The sequence below is a fragment of the Desulfosporosinus hippei DSM 8344 genome (assembly GCF_900100785.1).
Taxonomy (GTDB): Bacteria; Bacillota; Desulfitobacteriia; order Desulfitobacteriales; family Desulfitobacteriaceae; genus Desulfosporosinus; species Desulfosporosinus hippei.
The window spans coordinates 43,643-58,735 of sequence record NZ_FNCP01000030.1 but is presented as its reverse complement, the minus strand read 5'-3'; the positions used below and the strand labels follow the sequence as shown (position 1 = coordinate 58,735).

General features: G+C 40.4%; 13 protein-coding genes. 8 read left to right on the top strand and 5 right to left on the bottom strand.

Going from position 1 to position 15,093, the window contains the following annotated elements; genetic code table 11:
* The first annotated feature begins 780 nt into the window (after window positions 1-780).
* From BLS16_RS19765 to BLS16_RS19750, 4 genes are all read left to right on the top strand, one after another.
* Window positions 781-1,950 (top strand): CapA family protein, encoded by a 1,170-nt coding sequence (locus tag BLS16_RS19765; protein ID WP_092335372.1) that lies wholly within the window; start codon window positions 781-783, stop codon window positions 1,948-1,950.
* Between the two features lie 239 nt (window positions 1,951-2,189).
* Entirely contained in the window at window positions 2,190-3,248 is a 1,059-nt protein-coding gene (locus tag BLS16_RS19760) for a DUF6385 domain-containing protein (protein WP_092335371.1), read from the top strand.
* A gap of 204 nt (window positions 3,249-3,452) precedes the next feature.
* A complete protein-coding gene (locus tag BLS16_RS19755; RefSeq protein WP_092335370.1) occupies window positions 3,453-3,767 on the top strand; it encodes a hypothetical protein in 315 nt (104 codons plus the stop codon).
* A gap of 361 nt (window positions 3,768-4,128) precedes the next feature.
* Entirely contained in the window at window positions 4,129-4,353 is a 225-nt protein-coding gene (locus BLS16_RS19750; protein WP_014901306.1) for a hypothetical protein, read from the top strand.
* Between the two features lie 85 nt (window positions 4,354-4,438).
* Here BLS16_RS19750 and BLS16_RS19745 read toward each other — a convergent pair whose 3' ends face one another.
* The 5 genes from BLS16_RS19745 to BLS16_RS19725 all read right to left on the bottom strand — a co-directional run bounded on the left by BLS16_RS19745 (window position 4,439) and on the right by BLS16_RS19725 (window position 11,404).
* The gene (locus BLS16_RS19745; RefSeq protein ID WP_092335369.1) at window positions 4,439-5,434 is read right to left on the bottom strand and encodes a glycosyltransferase family 4 protein; all 996 of its coding nucleotides are present in this window, start codon (window positions 5,432-5,434) and stop codon (window positions 4,439-4,441) included.
* Between the two features lie 123 nt (window positions 5,435-5,557).
* Window positions 5,558-6,508: a CgeB family protein gene (locus BLS16_RS19740; protein ID WP_092335368.1), complete on the bottom strand. Its 951-nt coding sequence runs from the start codon at window positions 6,506-6,508 to the stop codon at window positions 5,558-5,560.
* A gap of 216 nt (window positions 6,509-6,724) precedes the next feature.
* The gene (locus BLS16_RS19735; protein WP_242876382.1) at window positions 6,725-8,593 is read right to left on the bottom strand and encodes a hypothetical protein; all 1,869 of its coding nucleotides are present in this window, start codon (window positions 8,591-8,593) and stop codon (window positions 6,725-6,727) included.
* A 161-nt stretch (window positions 8,594-8,754) separates the two neighbouring features.
* Window positions 8,755-10,311 carry a YncE family protein gene (locus tag BLS16_RS19730; RefSeq protein ID WP_034598120.1) on the bottom strand — a complete coding sequence of 519 codons (1,557 nt, stop codon included), beginning with the start codon at window positions 10,309-10,311 and terminating at the stop codon, window positions 8,755-8,757.
* 91 nt (window positions 10,312-10,402) lie between these two features.
* Window positions 10,403-11,404: a glycosyltransferase family protein gene (locus BLS16_RS19725; RefSeq protein WP_092335366.1), complete on the bottom strand. Its 1,002-nt coding sequence runs from the start codon at window positions 11,402-11,404 to the stop codon at window positions 10,403-10,405.
* Window positions 11,405-11,561: 157 nt separating this feature from the next.
* Here BLS16_RS19725 and BLS16_RS19720 point away from each other — a divergent pair, with 157 nt between their 5' ends.
* From BLS16_RS19720 to BLS16_RS19705, 4 genes are all read left to right on the top strand, one after another.
* On the top strand, window positions 11,562-11,798 hold the full coding sequence (locus tag BLS16_RS19720; protein WP_092335365.1) for a hypothetical protein: 237 nt from the start codon (window positions 11,562-11,564) through the stop codon (window positions 11,796-11,798).
* Between the two features lie 251 nt (window positions 11,799-12,049).
* On the top strand, window positions 12,050-13,198 hold the full coding sequence (locus BLS16_RS19715) for a glycosyltransferase family 4 protein (protein ID WP_092335364.1): 1,149 nt from the start codon (window positions 12,050-12,052) through the stop codon (window positions 13,196-13,198).
* A gap of 141 nt (window positions 13,199-13,339) precedes the next feature.
* On the top strand, window positions 13,340-14,326 hold the full coding sequence (locus BLS16_RS19710) for an SDR family NAD(P)-dependent oxidoreductase (protein WP_092335363.1): 987 nt from the start codon (window positions 13,340-13,342) through the stop codon (window positions 14,324-14,326).
* 18 nt (window positions 14,327-14,344) lie between these two features.
* Window positions 14,345-15,037: a sugar phosphate nucleotidyltransferase gene (locus BLS16_RS19705; protein WP_092335362.1), complete on the top strand. Its 693-nt coding sequence runs from the start codon at window positions 14,345-14,347 to the stop codon at window positions 15,035-15,037.
* Window positions 15,038-15,093: the final 56 nt, after the last annotated feature.

Below are 15,093 nucleotides of genomic sequence, written 5' to 3'. Positions count from 1 at the left end.
TTTAGTTGTTCCCGGTATGCGAGTATCTTCTCTGAACTGGACGACTCGGGCTTTGCCCGAGCCTGTAATAGCAACGTACATCGAGCCCTCCGAATTAAAGAAATTGTATAAATCCATTATACCATGAGTCGAGCAAAAAAGGAATGAAATAACAGGATATAACAGGACAAAATAATTTAACAATTTTAAGGGTAAAAATACCCCGAAATCCGCTATATTAAGCGATTCTCAGGGTTCAAATTCCTCTATTTTGTTAAGAAACTCCTAAAGTCAGGAGTTAATGCATGAACATTATTCATGAAAATCAAAGTTAAAAAATATATTAGTGCCTTCAGATAGTTACAGAAACTATATCTGAAGGCACTATTTGTTAGAATCCTGAATAGTTTTTGGGCCGTCGTTAGAACGAAAGGATCCTATACATTGCGTGCTTAAGAAGAAGGGTTTAGCTTTATGCTAGGCTTTAATTTTAGTTTATAAAAGGAAAAGAAAGAAACCTCCCCGTCGGGAGGTTTAAAGTTTTTGCGCTAATGTCTTAAATTTCTTTTATATAACTGGTACAACACAAATTTAGCACGAATTGAGGGAGGAATCAATGCCCAGTTTTTAGGAGCTTCTATAAAAAGTAGTAAATTTGTTGATTCAACATCAAATTTGATTTAACTAGCAGAACTTGGATAGAATTTTGGATATTTATAGAGGAGAAATCCGATAGATAGAGAAATAATTATAAAGAGGTGATACAAACTGAAGATTACCAAGGCTTTAAGACTTTCAATAATGGTTTTCTTATGTTTAGTTTTATTGGGTTGCGGTGCTCAATCAGTGGTTGGGCCTGTTTCAAATCAAACTCCAAAACAAAGTGCTGATGAGATACCAAAATTGTCCCATTCAGTTGAACCTAAGACCTCTGTACGGAAATCAGTTACGTTAGTGGCAACAGGGGATATTTTAATGCATAATACACAAATTTGGTCTGGACAACAAGCCAATGGATCTTACAATTTTGATCACTTTTTTTCTTCGGTCAAACCCTTATTAGAATACGGAGATTATACCTCCGCGAATTTTGAAGCAGCTATGGCTGGAGGTGAATCTGGGTATACGGGTTATCCTAAGTTTAATAGCCCGGATGAAGTTGCAGCCACTCTGAAAAGTGCAGGATATGACCTTATTGTTACCTCAAATAACCATATTTTAGATAGAGGGTATTCAGGAGCCATACGAACCATGAGGGTCTTACGCAATGCTGGTTTAGATATCGTTGGAACCTATCAAAGCCAAGAGGAAAGGGACACCTATTTCATTAAAGATTTAGATGGGGTTCGAGTGGGATATTTGGCTTACTCTTATGGAACTAATGGGATTCCTGTACCAAAGGAGCAACCCTATTTCTTCAACTTCCTAAATAAAGAAATAATCTTAAAGGATATTGCTCAATTAAGCCCTAAGGTGGATGTCCTAGTTCTTGTCTTGCACTGGGGAATTGAATACAGCTTACAGCCCACTGAAGAGCAACGAGAGTTAGCTCGATTATTTCTCGAGAATGGAGCAGATGTCATCCTGGGCAGTCATCCTCATGTGATTCAACCAATGGAAATTATGAATATTAATAATCAAGATAAACTTGTTGTTTATTCGATGGGTAACTTTATTGGGGATCAGCACGGAGTGGAACGGAATAGCGGAGTGATATTAAACATTACCTTTCAAAAAGATCAAACAAAGGGAGAAACCCTTCTGAAAGAAGTTTCTTATACGCCTACCTATTCTCATAGTTACTTTGAGAATAAGCGCCGTCAATTTCGAGTTATCTCAGTTGAAGACGCTATACGAAAAATTCAGGAGGGAAAAGATCCCTATCTTAAAAGTTCAGATTTAGCAGTTTTAAAACAAGTCCTTGCTCAGACCCAAAAACAACTAGGTATGCCGTATAAACAAGATATATAAAATTGGATATTAAGAGGGATTAGCTGAAGAGCCAATCCCTCTTAGTTTTTGGTGATAATTCCAGAACACCGTGTTTATTGTGGAATCCCTTTGCAAACGGGTACTTCTTCTGCCCTGAGAGCCTATCAATAGATTAATAGTGTCTTTGTCTGTTTTGAAGTATTAGTGATATTTTTGCCCGTCGGCTGATAGGATATTGAAAGGTACTTTATTTAACGTCCAATTGTAGGAGGTTAACGATGAGAAGAAATATGACAGGGACATTCAATAGAGTACCAAATGGAAACTTTCTAAGAAGGAGTAAAGCTCAAGATGATTTCCCCGAGTCTTGGCTTCAAATCGGTGGCAATAATGAATCTACTTGGAGATTCATCTCTGAATCAAAGGTTAACCCCACTCTGGAGATTAATAATTCTACCGCCATTCGATCGGGAATCATTCAAACTAAGGAAGCATCTCTAAGCATTGGAAAGGATAAAGAATGGCTCTTTAAAGTAAATCTTAAGGGAGAAAGACCGGATACCCAGGTTTATATACGGATTTATCCCATCTCATTAGAAGGGAATGTATCAAAGCCTATAGAGTATTACTTTAGAATAGGCTTAAAAAAGGAACAGATTTCACAGGTCATTAGTGCTGGTTATAATGTAGATTTTTTTCGTCTAGAAATAGGAATTATGGGACAGGGGTCCCTTGATATATTCAAAGTCATTGCCTATTCTCTTTCTCCGGGCACTATGAAAAGGCGTGTGATCAATAACAATAAAGCATGGACCCACAAAATTGAGTCTATTAAAACCATTGAAGAAATAAAGAAACCGATTCGACTTGCCTCTCCAATACCCATTCAAGTTCCAGTCAATGTCCACGCAACTGTTAGTGCAGATGTACGTAATTTAACACCGATTCGAGATAAAGTACAGGTTTATGGAAATAACCAAGTTCCTATAGCTACTTCAGTATCTGGGCTTGTCCAAGTCGAAATTAGCAGTCATGAGTTTTATGAAAGTCTCGAAGATGTTACTGCAACCGAAAAAATGTCCACAACCATAACTAGAGATATTTCGGCACTTCATCGTTGTTCCTTCTCGGTACTGAATTTCGGAAGCGATCCAGCATTTATACAGATAGAGCTAAGCCCTGACGGAATTCATTGGCTGACTGAAGATAGTTTACAGGAAGTACTACCTGGAAAGCTTGTGCTTGTTTCTCCTAAGAACTTTTTGCGGTTTATAAGAATTTCCTACAAGGCTGAGAATTTTACAATGTTAAGAATTTGGGTTCAGGCTCAAAATTGATTTGTTCACATAATTTATTAATATCGCTTAACAGGGATTGAAAAACATTTAATTTATTTACTTGGTGCATTAAGAATTTGGTTTCAAGCCCAGTGTTGATAGGTCCAGTACCATCACTATGCTCTGAATGAGATAGAAGAACATTAAACTCCTTGAGGAATATGATGGAAGTAATTGGAGCTGATTTTCAGAGGAGAGATTGGGATGGACGGGCTGGCTTTAGTTTTTTTCTTAGCGGTTCTGGTAGAGAAGGTCGTAGAGATTTTTAAAGATATTGTTTATACTGTACCCTTTTTTCCAGATAAATTTAGGCCCCTTACTTTAGAATTATTGAGTTTAGCCTGTGGGGTCATTTTAGCTTTTCAAAGTAGAATTAATGCTTTCGAACTTTTAGATGTGGAGATTTCAAACCCTAAGGTAGGAATGGTAATTACAGGACTAGTTATAGGTAAGGGTGCAAATTTCGCCCATGATTTCTTTCATTCTTATGGTAAAAACAAGAAGTCGATAGAAAAATAATGGGGGACTAATGTCCCCCTAAATATTTTCACCTAGAGTTTCCTGCTCTACTATTTGGTTTAGGGTCCGAAATCGAGAGATATTATTCCAAACTGGGCACGAGCGACGTTTCTATGACACTTGCTAATATCACAGATAAAGCAGGAAGTGGGGATGAAACTTATAATGTCTTAGAGGTGAACCATGGACAAGCCATTTACCCTTGAAAAATTGAATGAGGCTTAAGCCATATGAAAAGCCAGTGAATATTATACTAACAAACAAGCGACATTACTGAATTGAATGAGAAAGGAAGGGTAATGTAGCGGCTAGGTGATGTGAATATTTTGGCTATATCCTAAGTAAAGGGGTGAGTGAATAAATGGCCCAGTCAAGTTGTATAAAATGTGGTAATACTCAATTTGAGGTTGTTCACGCTAATAATCTAGAAGGAACAACTCGGTCTGTACTCTTTGTACAGTGCAAAAGCTGTGGATCAGTCGTCGGGGTGCTAGATTTCCTAAATGTTAGTGTTAAAGCAGAGCGCATGAAAAATGATTTGCGAATTTTAGCTGAAAAGATATTGACTCAAATTAAAGATAGTTAAGAGCAAGTAAGGGAAGAGGGAACGCCTCTTCCTTATTATATTAAATGCAATTAAATATTTTTAAATTGTAATTAGATCTGGAATTTTAGCTAAGGACTTTATTATAGGCTTCTAAAGTTATCTCTGCGACCCTCGACCAGGGGTAATGCTTATGAATATGCTGCATCAAAGGCAGGGGTGAAGCATTATAAGATTGTTCAAGAGCGGTATGTAGACTGGTGTTATCAAGTGGGTGAACATAAAGGGCCATATCCTGAAAATATTCTTTAGGACTCCCTTGATCCGTCGAGATAACAACAGTACCGCAGGCACTAGCCTCTAAACTTGATAGTCCTGGTGTTTCAAACCAACTAGGTAAAGCATGAGCTTTAGAAGCTGCATAAGCTGAAGCTAGCAGTTGCCCTTGAAGAGTACCGATATGGGTAACGTTGGAAAAGCTTAAGACACATTTATAATAATTTTGATCATTAACGGGTCCTAAAAGGACGAGAGATAGACCAAGTTCATGACAAGTTTTGGCTAACCATAGTTGATTTTTACGTGGGGATATTCGCGCCGCACAGAGAACAAATTCATCTGGTATATTAGGAAACTGTTCCCGAAAAAGTTTAGGGGTCGTGCCGATGAATGAGTCAGGAAACCCATTAGGTGTTACATGATAATCAGCAATTTTGAGGAAGTCTTGTTGTAGAACATCCATTTCAATTTGGCTATTGGGAAGCAAGAGATCACATTCTCGTAAGAGCCGTGCCCTCATAGGTTGCGTATGTTTCCAAGCAGCAAGAGCGTTAGAACTTGCCCCTTCACGGTTAAGATAAGCATTAGGAGGCCAATAAATTGGAGATATAATAATTTTTTTCCCTTGTTTTTGGGCATTGAGAAAAAACATGTAACTTTCTTTTATACGAGTAATATTGAAAATATGGACAAGGTCGTATGAAGAGACATCAATGTTCGGATCAGATGAGAAATGTGCTTCAATTCCTAGGGCTTTTAAAGCTTGCCCAGTTGAAACAATTTGTACAGTATCTCCGGCAGGGTTCTTCATAAAGTCCGGACGAGCTTGGAAAAGTATTTTCATAAACAATCCTCCCAGAAAGATCTCTTTACTTTTGGGCAAAGTCCGTTGAGGATTCAACACTAAGGATCAAAGAATAACTGTCATGCCAGGTGATTATATAAACAGAATGTAGTCAAGAGAAACTCAGAGTTTTTGTAGGTGCTTATAAACAGATTGCACGCGGTGCTGATAAGTATGTTTGTGGTACACTTCTTCTTGTCCTTGGCGAGCGATTTTTTCTCGCAAGTCTGCTCGGTTTAAGTAAAATCGAACGAGCTCTAATGTTTCGTCTGGATGGCGGCTCCAAACAAGGTGAACGTGGTTTTTAAAAAGATTCTCTACCGCCGGTGTCCAATGAGTCAAATAAAAGGCTTGACAACCCAAGGCTTCGAAAGTGCGCATGCTCATCATTGTAGGAGAGTCAATTACAGAATTTAGGCCTAAGACAATTTTAGCGGAAGAATATGCACAAGGTAATTGATCATATGGCAAATAACCTTGATACACTCCCGGTGCCAATGTGTAATGATCTGTATTTGCCAGCCAGTGCTCATTCCCAAAGACTTTAAGATCATAGGGTTCTGATTTCAAGGGGGATAGGACTTGCTCTATGCCGATTTTGCGTTGAGGATATGAAGTATAGTAATTGGCAACAAGAAGTAAATCGCAAGAATACTTATATGAAGGCTCAGTCGGCTGATGGAAACTAGGGTTACAGGCAAAGTGAAAATAGAGGGCCCGTATTCTCTCGCGTTGATAAAGGGATAGACATTCTTTTGCAGGGGTGAGAACCAGACTAGCTCCCCGCCCCAAAGGACGAGACATAAGGCGCCAGTCTGGAGGATCATCAATTGCCCAATAGACTAAAGGGATTGAATAACGGCGTAAAAGCGGAAAGAGTTTTCGAGCCACTGTGGAGATTGATACACCTTCGGCTAGAGCAAATTTGGGCTTCCAGGTCTTTAATAAATTAGTTAAACGATCCGCCCAGTCCGGTTGATGAACCGGAACTAAACGTATATCATCCTTTGAAGAGAAGCCCGAGACTAGCCCTAGACTTAACAAAGAGGAATCATTCAAAAAGAGGATATTCATTAATTTATCTCCATTGATGTTTAGATTGGTCGATGGTAACTTCTAAGGTTTTAATTAAAGTTGCGGAATTGAGACGATATCGTTGAGCAGCCTGCTCAATACTCATAGTGAGTAAGCTTTTTGCCCCTCAACCAGATGTGAGAATTCCAAATTTACGAAATGCTTTTGCAGTTTGTGGATATTTACACAGAATATCCGCAATGTTAGTGTTTAAATCTATGTGATCCATTTGTTCCAAAACCCTCCTTTATTCTTAGTATCATCTTTTTCTGATTGAAGTTGAGAAATCTGCGTTTCGAGTTTTTCAAGAGAAGAGTCACTTTCTTCTTGCTTGACAAGCATGACCCGGAGAACTTGTGATAGACTTTGGGTTTCTTTTTCTAAATTCGACATAGCTTCTTTGACGGGCTCTAGTTCGTCAAAAGGAGGTGAGTCTTCTTGTTTTGGCTTAACAGCAGTTTCAGTTATTGCTTCCATTATTTCATTAAATTTGGTTAGCATGCTTTGGACTGCAGTACTTAAAAGAGCGTTTTCTTGTTCAAGATGGGCGACGGTTTTGATCAAAGACTCTAGTTGGTCTGGATTTTCACTAGGCATCGAAGGAAGGACCTCCTCGTCACACTTTACTGAGATTAGAGTTTCTTCAAAAACTTCAAGATTCTCAGCTTGTTCAGGCATCTGAGGTGTTTCAAACATTTCAGATGTTTCTGTAGTTGTGATAACTTCTATTTCTTGAACTTCTTTGTCTACGAGAGGACTAGTGATTTCAGGCATTTTTGGCACTTCGGTAAATTCTGTTCCTGTTTTAGAGATTAAAGGTAGTTTTATTGCGTCAGGTATAGAAACTATATCTGGAGGGTTGGGTGCATTAAGTTCTCGCAAGTTAATCCCTGCCGGGATATTAGGAAGAGGATCACTATGGGGTGAGATTTGGTTCGGATAGAAGGCTGGAACAGGAGGAGCGGGTGTGGCAAGAGAAGGGTTTGGGGAGATTGGTTGGTAAGGAATAGCACAGTAGGGCGAAGGCGATGAAGTTTGCCTATCGACGGCGAATCCTAATTCCCGATGATAGGCTGGAGTGCGTCGTAACATTCGATCTTCCAACCAGTATGTCTGATGGAAATACTTTCGACCTTTATGAACCCACTGAATGATTTGATTATATGGTGTGTGTGAGGCAATCAATCGCCACCCTTTGCCGTCATTTTGCATTAGCATCTCTTCGCCAGTAATTGCTAGGAGCCATAATACGCCGCCAATTTCTAAAGCCCCAATATTTTTACATGGAGAGTTAAATGTTTTTATTGGAGCAAGAGACGGGCTCCAGCTACTCGACAATTCTTGGGCATCCAATTGCTGGGTTGTGCGGAGTTCGAATTGCCCCGTTGGAGTTTTAATTACCCAAAAGAGATGATGAACATTGTCCGTTGTCATTAGTGCAGCCATATCCATGACCTCACCGGGTATTCTCATGGTTTCAGTTGGAGATCCCCATAAATGAAATGTTCCATTAAATCGATTTGTGAAAAGAAGAGAATGCCTGCCTTGGAAAGTAATACTACAAAGATGAAGATTGCCGTGACTATCTAAGCTGACACTATAGAGAGGTTCTCGGGGATGAACAACCTCACCCATATGATTACTGCGCCAGGAATTACCGTTCCAGAACCGGTGTTCAATACGCCAGAGTTCGGGAATGGATTGGTGTGTAGAGGCGTAAAAGATATGTATTACTTTCCCTTGAGGAAACAGAAAAAGCTTACGATATCTTGTGCCGCGTACGTCCAGTTTAGCTATTAAGGTTGTCTGTGGAGTGCTTGCCCCGGAAATAAGAGTGTAGCAAAGATCTCCACTGGATTTGAGTACAACTATATGAATTGTTTTAGAATCTGTCATAATACCATGGGCTAAGAGAAGAGGTTCTTGAATCCGGTAAACTGGTTCATGACTATTTGCATTAAATAGAGCACAGCCTTGTGAGTTGATATGTAAGTATGAAGATTCATTTTCATAGGTTAGGAGAAGCGGACTAACAGTGTTTCGTGTAAGAAAAGCCAATACAATCACTTCCTTTCTTAAAATCATTTTAGACAAGAGTTTAGGATGACAATAGAACAATATATTTCGATTTGAGCCCCCACTACGCGCCAAGGGATCGTAGAAGAAAGGGCCGTTTATGGACGACCCTTTCTTTATCCCTAGAGCAAAGATTTATAAGAAGAGGGTGAATAACACATAAGAAATGATTATTGGCAAGTATCTTGCTGTGGTGGGAAGAAATCACTTGGGAATGGGGTAAGGGTGGCATCAAAGAAATTGATGCACGGATTTTCTGGAATATCCGGGAATTCCTCGCACATTGGAGGTTCAGGGCAGAATCCGAAGGCAGGAACGAGTAGCTGAACGAGACCTGTAACTTTTGTAATGACAAAACTTCCAATGGCAATTTGAATTGTTGTTGTTGTAAATAATGGGCTGGTTAATACTTCTGTTCTTGTTTCAACCCGCAAGTTAAAGTCGAATTCTGGACGTGTCGGTGGGAAGTACATAACAATGTCTTTGTTGATATCTGGTAGGGTGCCGGTTACAGTGAATAAAGCGCCAGTTGAATCCCTTAATGTCAAGGTGTAAGGAATCTGAATTGTGAATTGTACTCTGGAGAAGTTCGGCCGTGCAGGAATAGGTGTAATGACGACACTGCCGGGAACAATTACGCCTGTTGAGAAAGTCATGCTTACAAAGGTGAAAGGTGGAACTCCGCCTGCGGGTAAAGTGATTATGAAGGCGGGGAAGCATTCTCGCTGCAGACAGCTAGCATAAACTTTTTCGACGATAATGCACACTGATTCAGTAATTTCTTCAAGCTGATATGGGTCTGTCAAGTCAATGGGGTCACTAGGCGATAAAGCTGAACCCACTCTACCTACTGTTACACCCCGAGGTGGGAATGATGTTGGCAATGCAGCTGCAATGGTATTTGTCAGAGTGTTAATAATGCTAATTGAGCTGTCGCCTTCGTTTGCGACCCATAATTGAGTGCCATCTCCTGTAACATCTAGCCCGAGGGGATTTACTCCGACAGGAATTGTGGTTATAACGTTAAGTCCTGTTGTCGAGATCACACTAACACTATTCGATCCGAAGTTGCTGACGTACATAAAGACAGGGTTTACTGGGTTAGCAGCAATTTTTTGAGGGTTTGATCCAACGGGAATGAGGCTTAGTAAAGCATTTGTAGCGGTGTTAATTACACTAACATTATTGCTGCCACTGTTAACGACGAAGAGCCTGGTATTGTCTAGGCTGAGGGCTAGACCATTAGGAGAAGTACCTACTGGGATTGTTGCAATGACAGTATTGGTTACTGGGTTGATAACTGAAACTGTATTACTGTCGCCATTGCTTACGTAGACACGGCTGCCATCGCGGGCAATTGCAACATCGACCGGACCTGTACCAACCGTTATAGTGCTTACTACCGTATGAGTTGGAATACTAATTACGGAAACAGTTCCACTTCCAGAGTTTGTCACATATGCTGTAGTACTAGTAGGGTCAATTGCGACAGAGGTAGGAGCAAGACCTACTGGGATGGTAGCCAAGACAAGGTTGCCGGCTGTACAAATAACAGAGACAGTGTTACTACCGAAATTAGGAACCAAGACTTTTGTACCATCCGGAGTGCGTTTTGGGAAAGCTGGTGCAATCCCCACGGGGATGGTAGCGACTAGCACATCGCTATAAACGTTATATATAGCGACCGCATTGTCGAGTGTTACCCAAGCGTGGGTTTCAAATAGCATGTGTGTATTCCCCCCTTTTTTGATTGAGAAACGAGTTAGACTTAGTAGCTTTCAACGTATACTATTCGCTCGTCGATTAGGGTGTTACACGCTATTTCTGATTTGTATTAGCCCTTTCTAAAATATACTGCAGCATTCGGCCGACCCGCTCACTCCAATCATTAGCTTGCGCGTAGGCCATTCTTTCTGCTTTATTGGAATCAACTTCTTTTACTAAGTGTTTGAGGCGCAGTGAGAATAGGTGAGGACTGCTCTCAAGATTAATTTTAGGAATTTTGAGAAGTTCAGGAAGAGGTGTACCTAGAACTCTTATTCCGGCTGCGTAATATTCATAAAGTTTGATCGGGTTGCACCCTTTGGTCATTTCTGTTTGACGAAAGGGAATCAATCCAACATCAAAATAATGGAGATATGCAGGAAGCTCCTGATATGACTTTAATCCTAGGTAGTAGACGTTTTTTAATTTCATTGGAAATTTATTAAGCTGAAAGAGGGCTCCTAAAAAGACAAAGTTTATTTCAGGGTTTTCTTGGATTACTAATTTAAGCAAATCCCAATCTACCCATGGAGCAATAGCTCCACTATATCCGACAATGGGTTTTCCTGATGGAAGGTCGATAGGGCGGTGAGTAGGGGCGGGCGAAAAATGAACGTAGTCTACACCATTGGGGATTAAATAGACATGAGGATGTCGGTTAAGAAAATATTCGTAAATACTGTTGCTGCTACAAAAGATGAGATCTGCTTTTTCGAGTATTGAAGGATAATAGGGAGCCCAACTAGCGAACTCATCCTTAGGTTCATCCACAGCATCGTAAATAACCAGATCAGGGTCATAATTTTTAATTAAATTAATGTGAGATGGAACATTCAGCCATAGGATGCGTGGTCTTGGGTGGGGAACAGACATTGCTGACGAACCTTGACAGATGAGAAATGAAGGAGACAGTAGATTGTTTTTTGAAGTTGAAAAATTACCCAGGTCTTCATAAAGGACTGTTTGCCCAGAAGCCGAGAACCGTCCGAGTAACTGTTGTGGGCGCTGAAACATCCAATTCCAAGGAATTGAAGGAGGGTAGATTATCGTTGGCATTTGTAACCTCCTCATTAGCCGTTACCGAAAAATAATCGTACTTAGTATTATGATATGTCGAAGCGAGTTGAGGGGGAATGAACAGCAAGTACCTTTTCATGAATGGGAGCATAGGATATTGTAAAGGGTTGTCCGTAGTTGAGATGGAGGGTGGACAATGGAAGAGGAAGTCCAGACAATTAAGAAGGATATTGCAGAGATCAAGGAGGCTGTTAAGGATGTCTCAACAGTCGTAAACGACATGCGTGTACTTCTGGCGGGTAACTATATTACAAAACAGGATTTTGAGGATTACAAAAAAGGAACGGAAAACAGCCGACGTTGGTGGTCGGGTTTTGTTATTGCCTTGGCGGGAGCATTTGCTACTATTGTAAATGTTCTTTGGAGGCATTGATTAATATGAAAGAAAAAAGTAATAGCAAAGTATCAAAAAGCAAACGAAGTCTGCCATTGTATCAATAGGTAGACTTCGTTTCTTTTTTTTATGTTAGGTAAGAGCTTTCAGCAATACTGTTAGGGAATTTTTTACTAAGTGGGAGATTGATCCGATAAGTATGGATTAAGGCTTATTAAACCTATTAAGTATTTAAGTCTAGCAAGATAGAAGGCTTGTGCATAAAGTATTAGAGAAGTCAACTTAGGAACATGACAATTAGTAAGGGGGGAGATTTTCTGAAAATCTTATCCTTAAGCAACGAATTTGAGGAAGAAAGCTTTGGCGGCGCAGGAACAGCAGTCACAGGTATGGTGCATATGCTTGATCGTATGGGTGTGCAACAGACCGTTGTAGTACCGCGCAGTAACTGGAATATACCTGTCTGGACGGCAATAGGACAACAAATTAAGGTTCTATGGCTGCCGCGGGGCAGTCGATATTTTGGATATCTTGGGATGATCAAGGCAGATGTTGTATGTCAGGAATTTCCCCAGATCTGTCAGGGATGGGACATGATTCATAGCCACGCCATTAATTTTGCACCGTTGTCGTATACTCTATCTCAAGGAAATATTCCAATTGTATATTCAGTTTACTCTTTCTTACGCAAAGAATTGGGAGACTTACCAGACCCTGAATTACAAGCGCAATTTAAGATACAGGAAGAATTGCTAATGCGTTGTCAATGCATTCATCTTATTAGCCAGAGTGAGAGACAATATTTAGCTGGTCGTTTTCCGCAATATCTTTTTAAGACTCAAGTTTTACCCCTCGGTATTAGTATTCCTTTAGAACGTTGGCAACAAGGGATAATGAATCAATTGCTATATGTCGGAAGGTTGTTAGATTATAAAGGAATTGAAGATCTGATTAAGGCTGTATCAATTAGAGTTAGGAGTGGGCATCAAATTCATGTAAATATTGTAGGTAAAGGAACGGAGTTATATGAAGGTTATTTAAAGCATCTTGTCCAAGCCCTAAATCTGGGATCCTACATTCATTTTCATGGTCGAATCTCAAGTTTGGAGGTCAGACAGAGAATGGCAAGTACAACTGCACTTGTTGTTCCCAGTCGGCGAGAAGCCTATGGACTAGTTGCTTTAGAAGGAATGGCGATTGGAACACCGGTTATCTCCTCTAATGCTGGGGGGTTAGCAGAAGTTGTTCCAAATTCGTGTGCATTGACTTTCGAACCCGGAAACATTTTAAAGTTATCAGAGGCTTTAGCAATCGTATTGGGTAATCCCTCTCTACAAAAATCACTCTCAATTAAAGGACACCAAAATGCAGTAAAGTTCGAGTGGTCTCAGCTAGCATCGAAGTATTATACCCTCTTGAACACCATGTCAAAGGGATAGTCCTTTTTAACACGTTAATGTAAATTAGTTCGCCTTATTAAGGATTAAAAAGGATCGTCCTCCGAAACGGTAACTGCGGTGTCAGATAGACAAAAACTGACATAAGATATATCAGTTATTGTAATAGAAGGGATGAGCGTAATGTGGGAGCATAAGCAGGTCTTGATTACTGGTGCAGGAGGATTCATCGGCAGTCACTTGGCAGAGGCATTGGTAAAAGCAGGGGCAAAAGTTCGTGTCTTTATTCGATATAATTCTAGGGATGGCCGCGGAAATCTAGAAGATTTGGAACCAGGGTTACTTGAACAAATTGAAATCATTGCCGGGGATTTACGTGATGCAGATGTAATCGAACGATCTGTCAAAGGGTGTAACGCAGTATTTCATCTTGGGGCTTTGGTAGGGATTCCATATTCTTATAAAAATCCTCGAGAAGTTGTGGAAACCAATATTTTGGGAACATTTAATGTTTTGACAGCGGCCCGAGATCATGGGGTAGAGCAGATTGTACACACTTCGACAAGTGAGGTCTATGGATCGGCACTCTACGTCCCAATTGATGAGTCTCATCCACTTCAAGGGCAGTCGCCTTATTCAGCAAGCAAAATTGGTGCGGATAAATTAGCAGAGAGCTTTTATGCTTCTTTTGATTTGCCGGTAGTGACTGTAAGACCGTTTAATTGTTACGGACCGCGCCAATCTGCTCGGGCTGTGATCCCGACACTGATCACTCAGGCTTTGGCCTGTAAGGAAATACGTCTTGGTAACACAGAAACTTTGCGTGATTTTACCTTCGTCACAGATACAGCAGATGGTTTTATTAAAGCAGCACAGAGTAAAAAAGGCTTTGGAAAGGTTATAAACATTGGTTCAGGTAGAGAAATTTCGATTGGAGAATTGGCCAAAATTGTTTTGAAGACCGTTCAAAGCACTGCAGAAATTACAGTGGATGGGGCGAGAATCCGCCCAAGTCGTAGCGAAGTCAGCCGTCTTTTAGCAGATAATCGCTTAGCAAAAGAAACTATAGGGTGGGAACCCCAGGTTACGCTTGAAGAAGGCATCAAAAGAACAGTAGCCTGGATTGCCAGCCATATGAATCGTTTTCAGATCGGAAAATACCAGATTTAGAAGGTAAGGGGGGATATTATGCAAACTATTATTTTAGCCGGCGGCAGAGGAACCCGCCTGGATCCCTATACCCGAATTTTGCCTAAGCCGCTTATCCCCATTGGAGATAAACCAATAGCAGATATTCTGGTTCAACAACTAAAATCTTCTGGAGTCGATGAAATAATCATGTGCCTAGGATATCTTGCGGATTTTATTAAGCTTTATTTTCAGGATGGCAGTCATTTTGGCCTTGACATCCGTTATTCTATTGAAACAGCACCACTGGGTACTGCTGGCCCGCTAAAACTTGTGGCAGATTTAGAGGATGACTTTTTAGTCGTCAACGGCGATGAATTAACGACGCTGGACTTTGGCGCGCTTTATGGACACCATATTGCGATGCAAGCAGATATGACCGTTGCTGTGCATAAGAAGGCCGTTCACTCAGCGTTCGGAGTCCTAGAAATTATAGATGGACAGGTGACCGCTTATTCAGAAAAACCAACCATCAACTATTGGGCGAGTATGGGTATCTACGTCATTAATAAGCGAGTTATTTCATTAATTCCTGAAAATGAACGCTTTGACATGCCTGATCTAGTTAAAGCTCTACTTTCAAATCATGCTCAGGTTGTGAGTTATGAAAGTGAAGACCTTTGGTTTGATATTGGGACACCTGCAGATCTGGAAAAAGCGAAAGAGGTCTTTAAGGAGCTAAAACTGTCTTAAGAGCAAATGTAATTAATTTAAGTAGGATTTACTAATAAAACTTCTAGTAACTACCC

Excerpts from the sequence above, each read along its gene's own strand:
- BLS16_RS19715 (WP_092335364.1), top strand. The coding sequence starts at position 12,050 with ATGACAATTAGTAAGGGGGGAGATTTTCTGAAAATCTTATCCTTAAGC.
- BLS16_RS19745 (WP_092335369.1), bottom strand. The coding sequence starts at position 5,434 with ATGAAAATACTTTTCCAAGCTCGTCCGGACTTTATGAAGAACCCTGCC.
- BLS16_RS19755 (WP_092335370.1), top strand. The coding sequence starts at position 3,453 with ATGGACGGGCTGGCTTTAGTTTTTTTCTTAGCGGTTCTGGTAGAGAAG.
- BLS16_RS19730 (WP_034598120.1), bottom strand. The coding sequence starts at position 10,311 with ATGCTATTTGAAACCCACGCTTGGGTAACACTCGACAATGCGGTCGCT.
- BLS16_RS19765 (WP_092335372.1), top strand. The coding sequence starts at position 781 with ATGGTTTTCTTATGTTTAGTTTTATTGGGTTGCGGTGCTCAATCAGTG.
- BLS16_RS19710 (WP_092335363.1), top strand. The coding sequence starts at position 13,340 with ATGTGGGAGCATAAGCAGGTCTTGATTACTGGTGCAGGAGGATTCATC.
- BLS16_RS19725 (WP_092335366.1), bottom strand. The coding sequence starts at position 11,404 with ATGCCAACGATAATCTACCCTCCTTCAATTCCTTGGAATTGGATGTTT.
- BLS16_RS19760 (WP_092335371.1), top strand. The coding sequence starts at position 2,190 with ATGAGAAGAAATATGACAGGGACATTCAATAGAGTACCAAATGGAAAC.
- BLS16_RS19750 (WP_014901306.1), top strand. The coding sequence starts at position 4,129 with ATGGCCCAGTCAAGTTGTATAAAATGTGGTAATACTCAATTTGAGGTT.
- BLS16_RS19705 (WP_092335362.1), top strand. The coding sequence starts at position 14,345 with ATGCAAACTATTATTTTAGCCGGCGGCAGAGGAACCCGCCTGGATCCC.
- BLS16_RS19740 (WP_092335368.1), bottom strand. The coding sequence starts at position 6,508 with ATGAATATCCTCTTTTTGAATGATTCCTCTTTGTTAAGTCTAGGGCTA.
- BLS16_RS19735 (WP_242876382.1), bottom strand. The coding sequence starts at position 8,593 with ATGATTTTAAGAAAGGAAGTGATTGTATTGGCTTTTCTTACACGAAAC.
- BLS16_RS19720 (WP_092335365.1), top strand. The coding sequence starts at position 11,562 with ATGGAAGAGGAAGTCCAGACAATTAAGAAGGATATTGCAGAGATCAAG.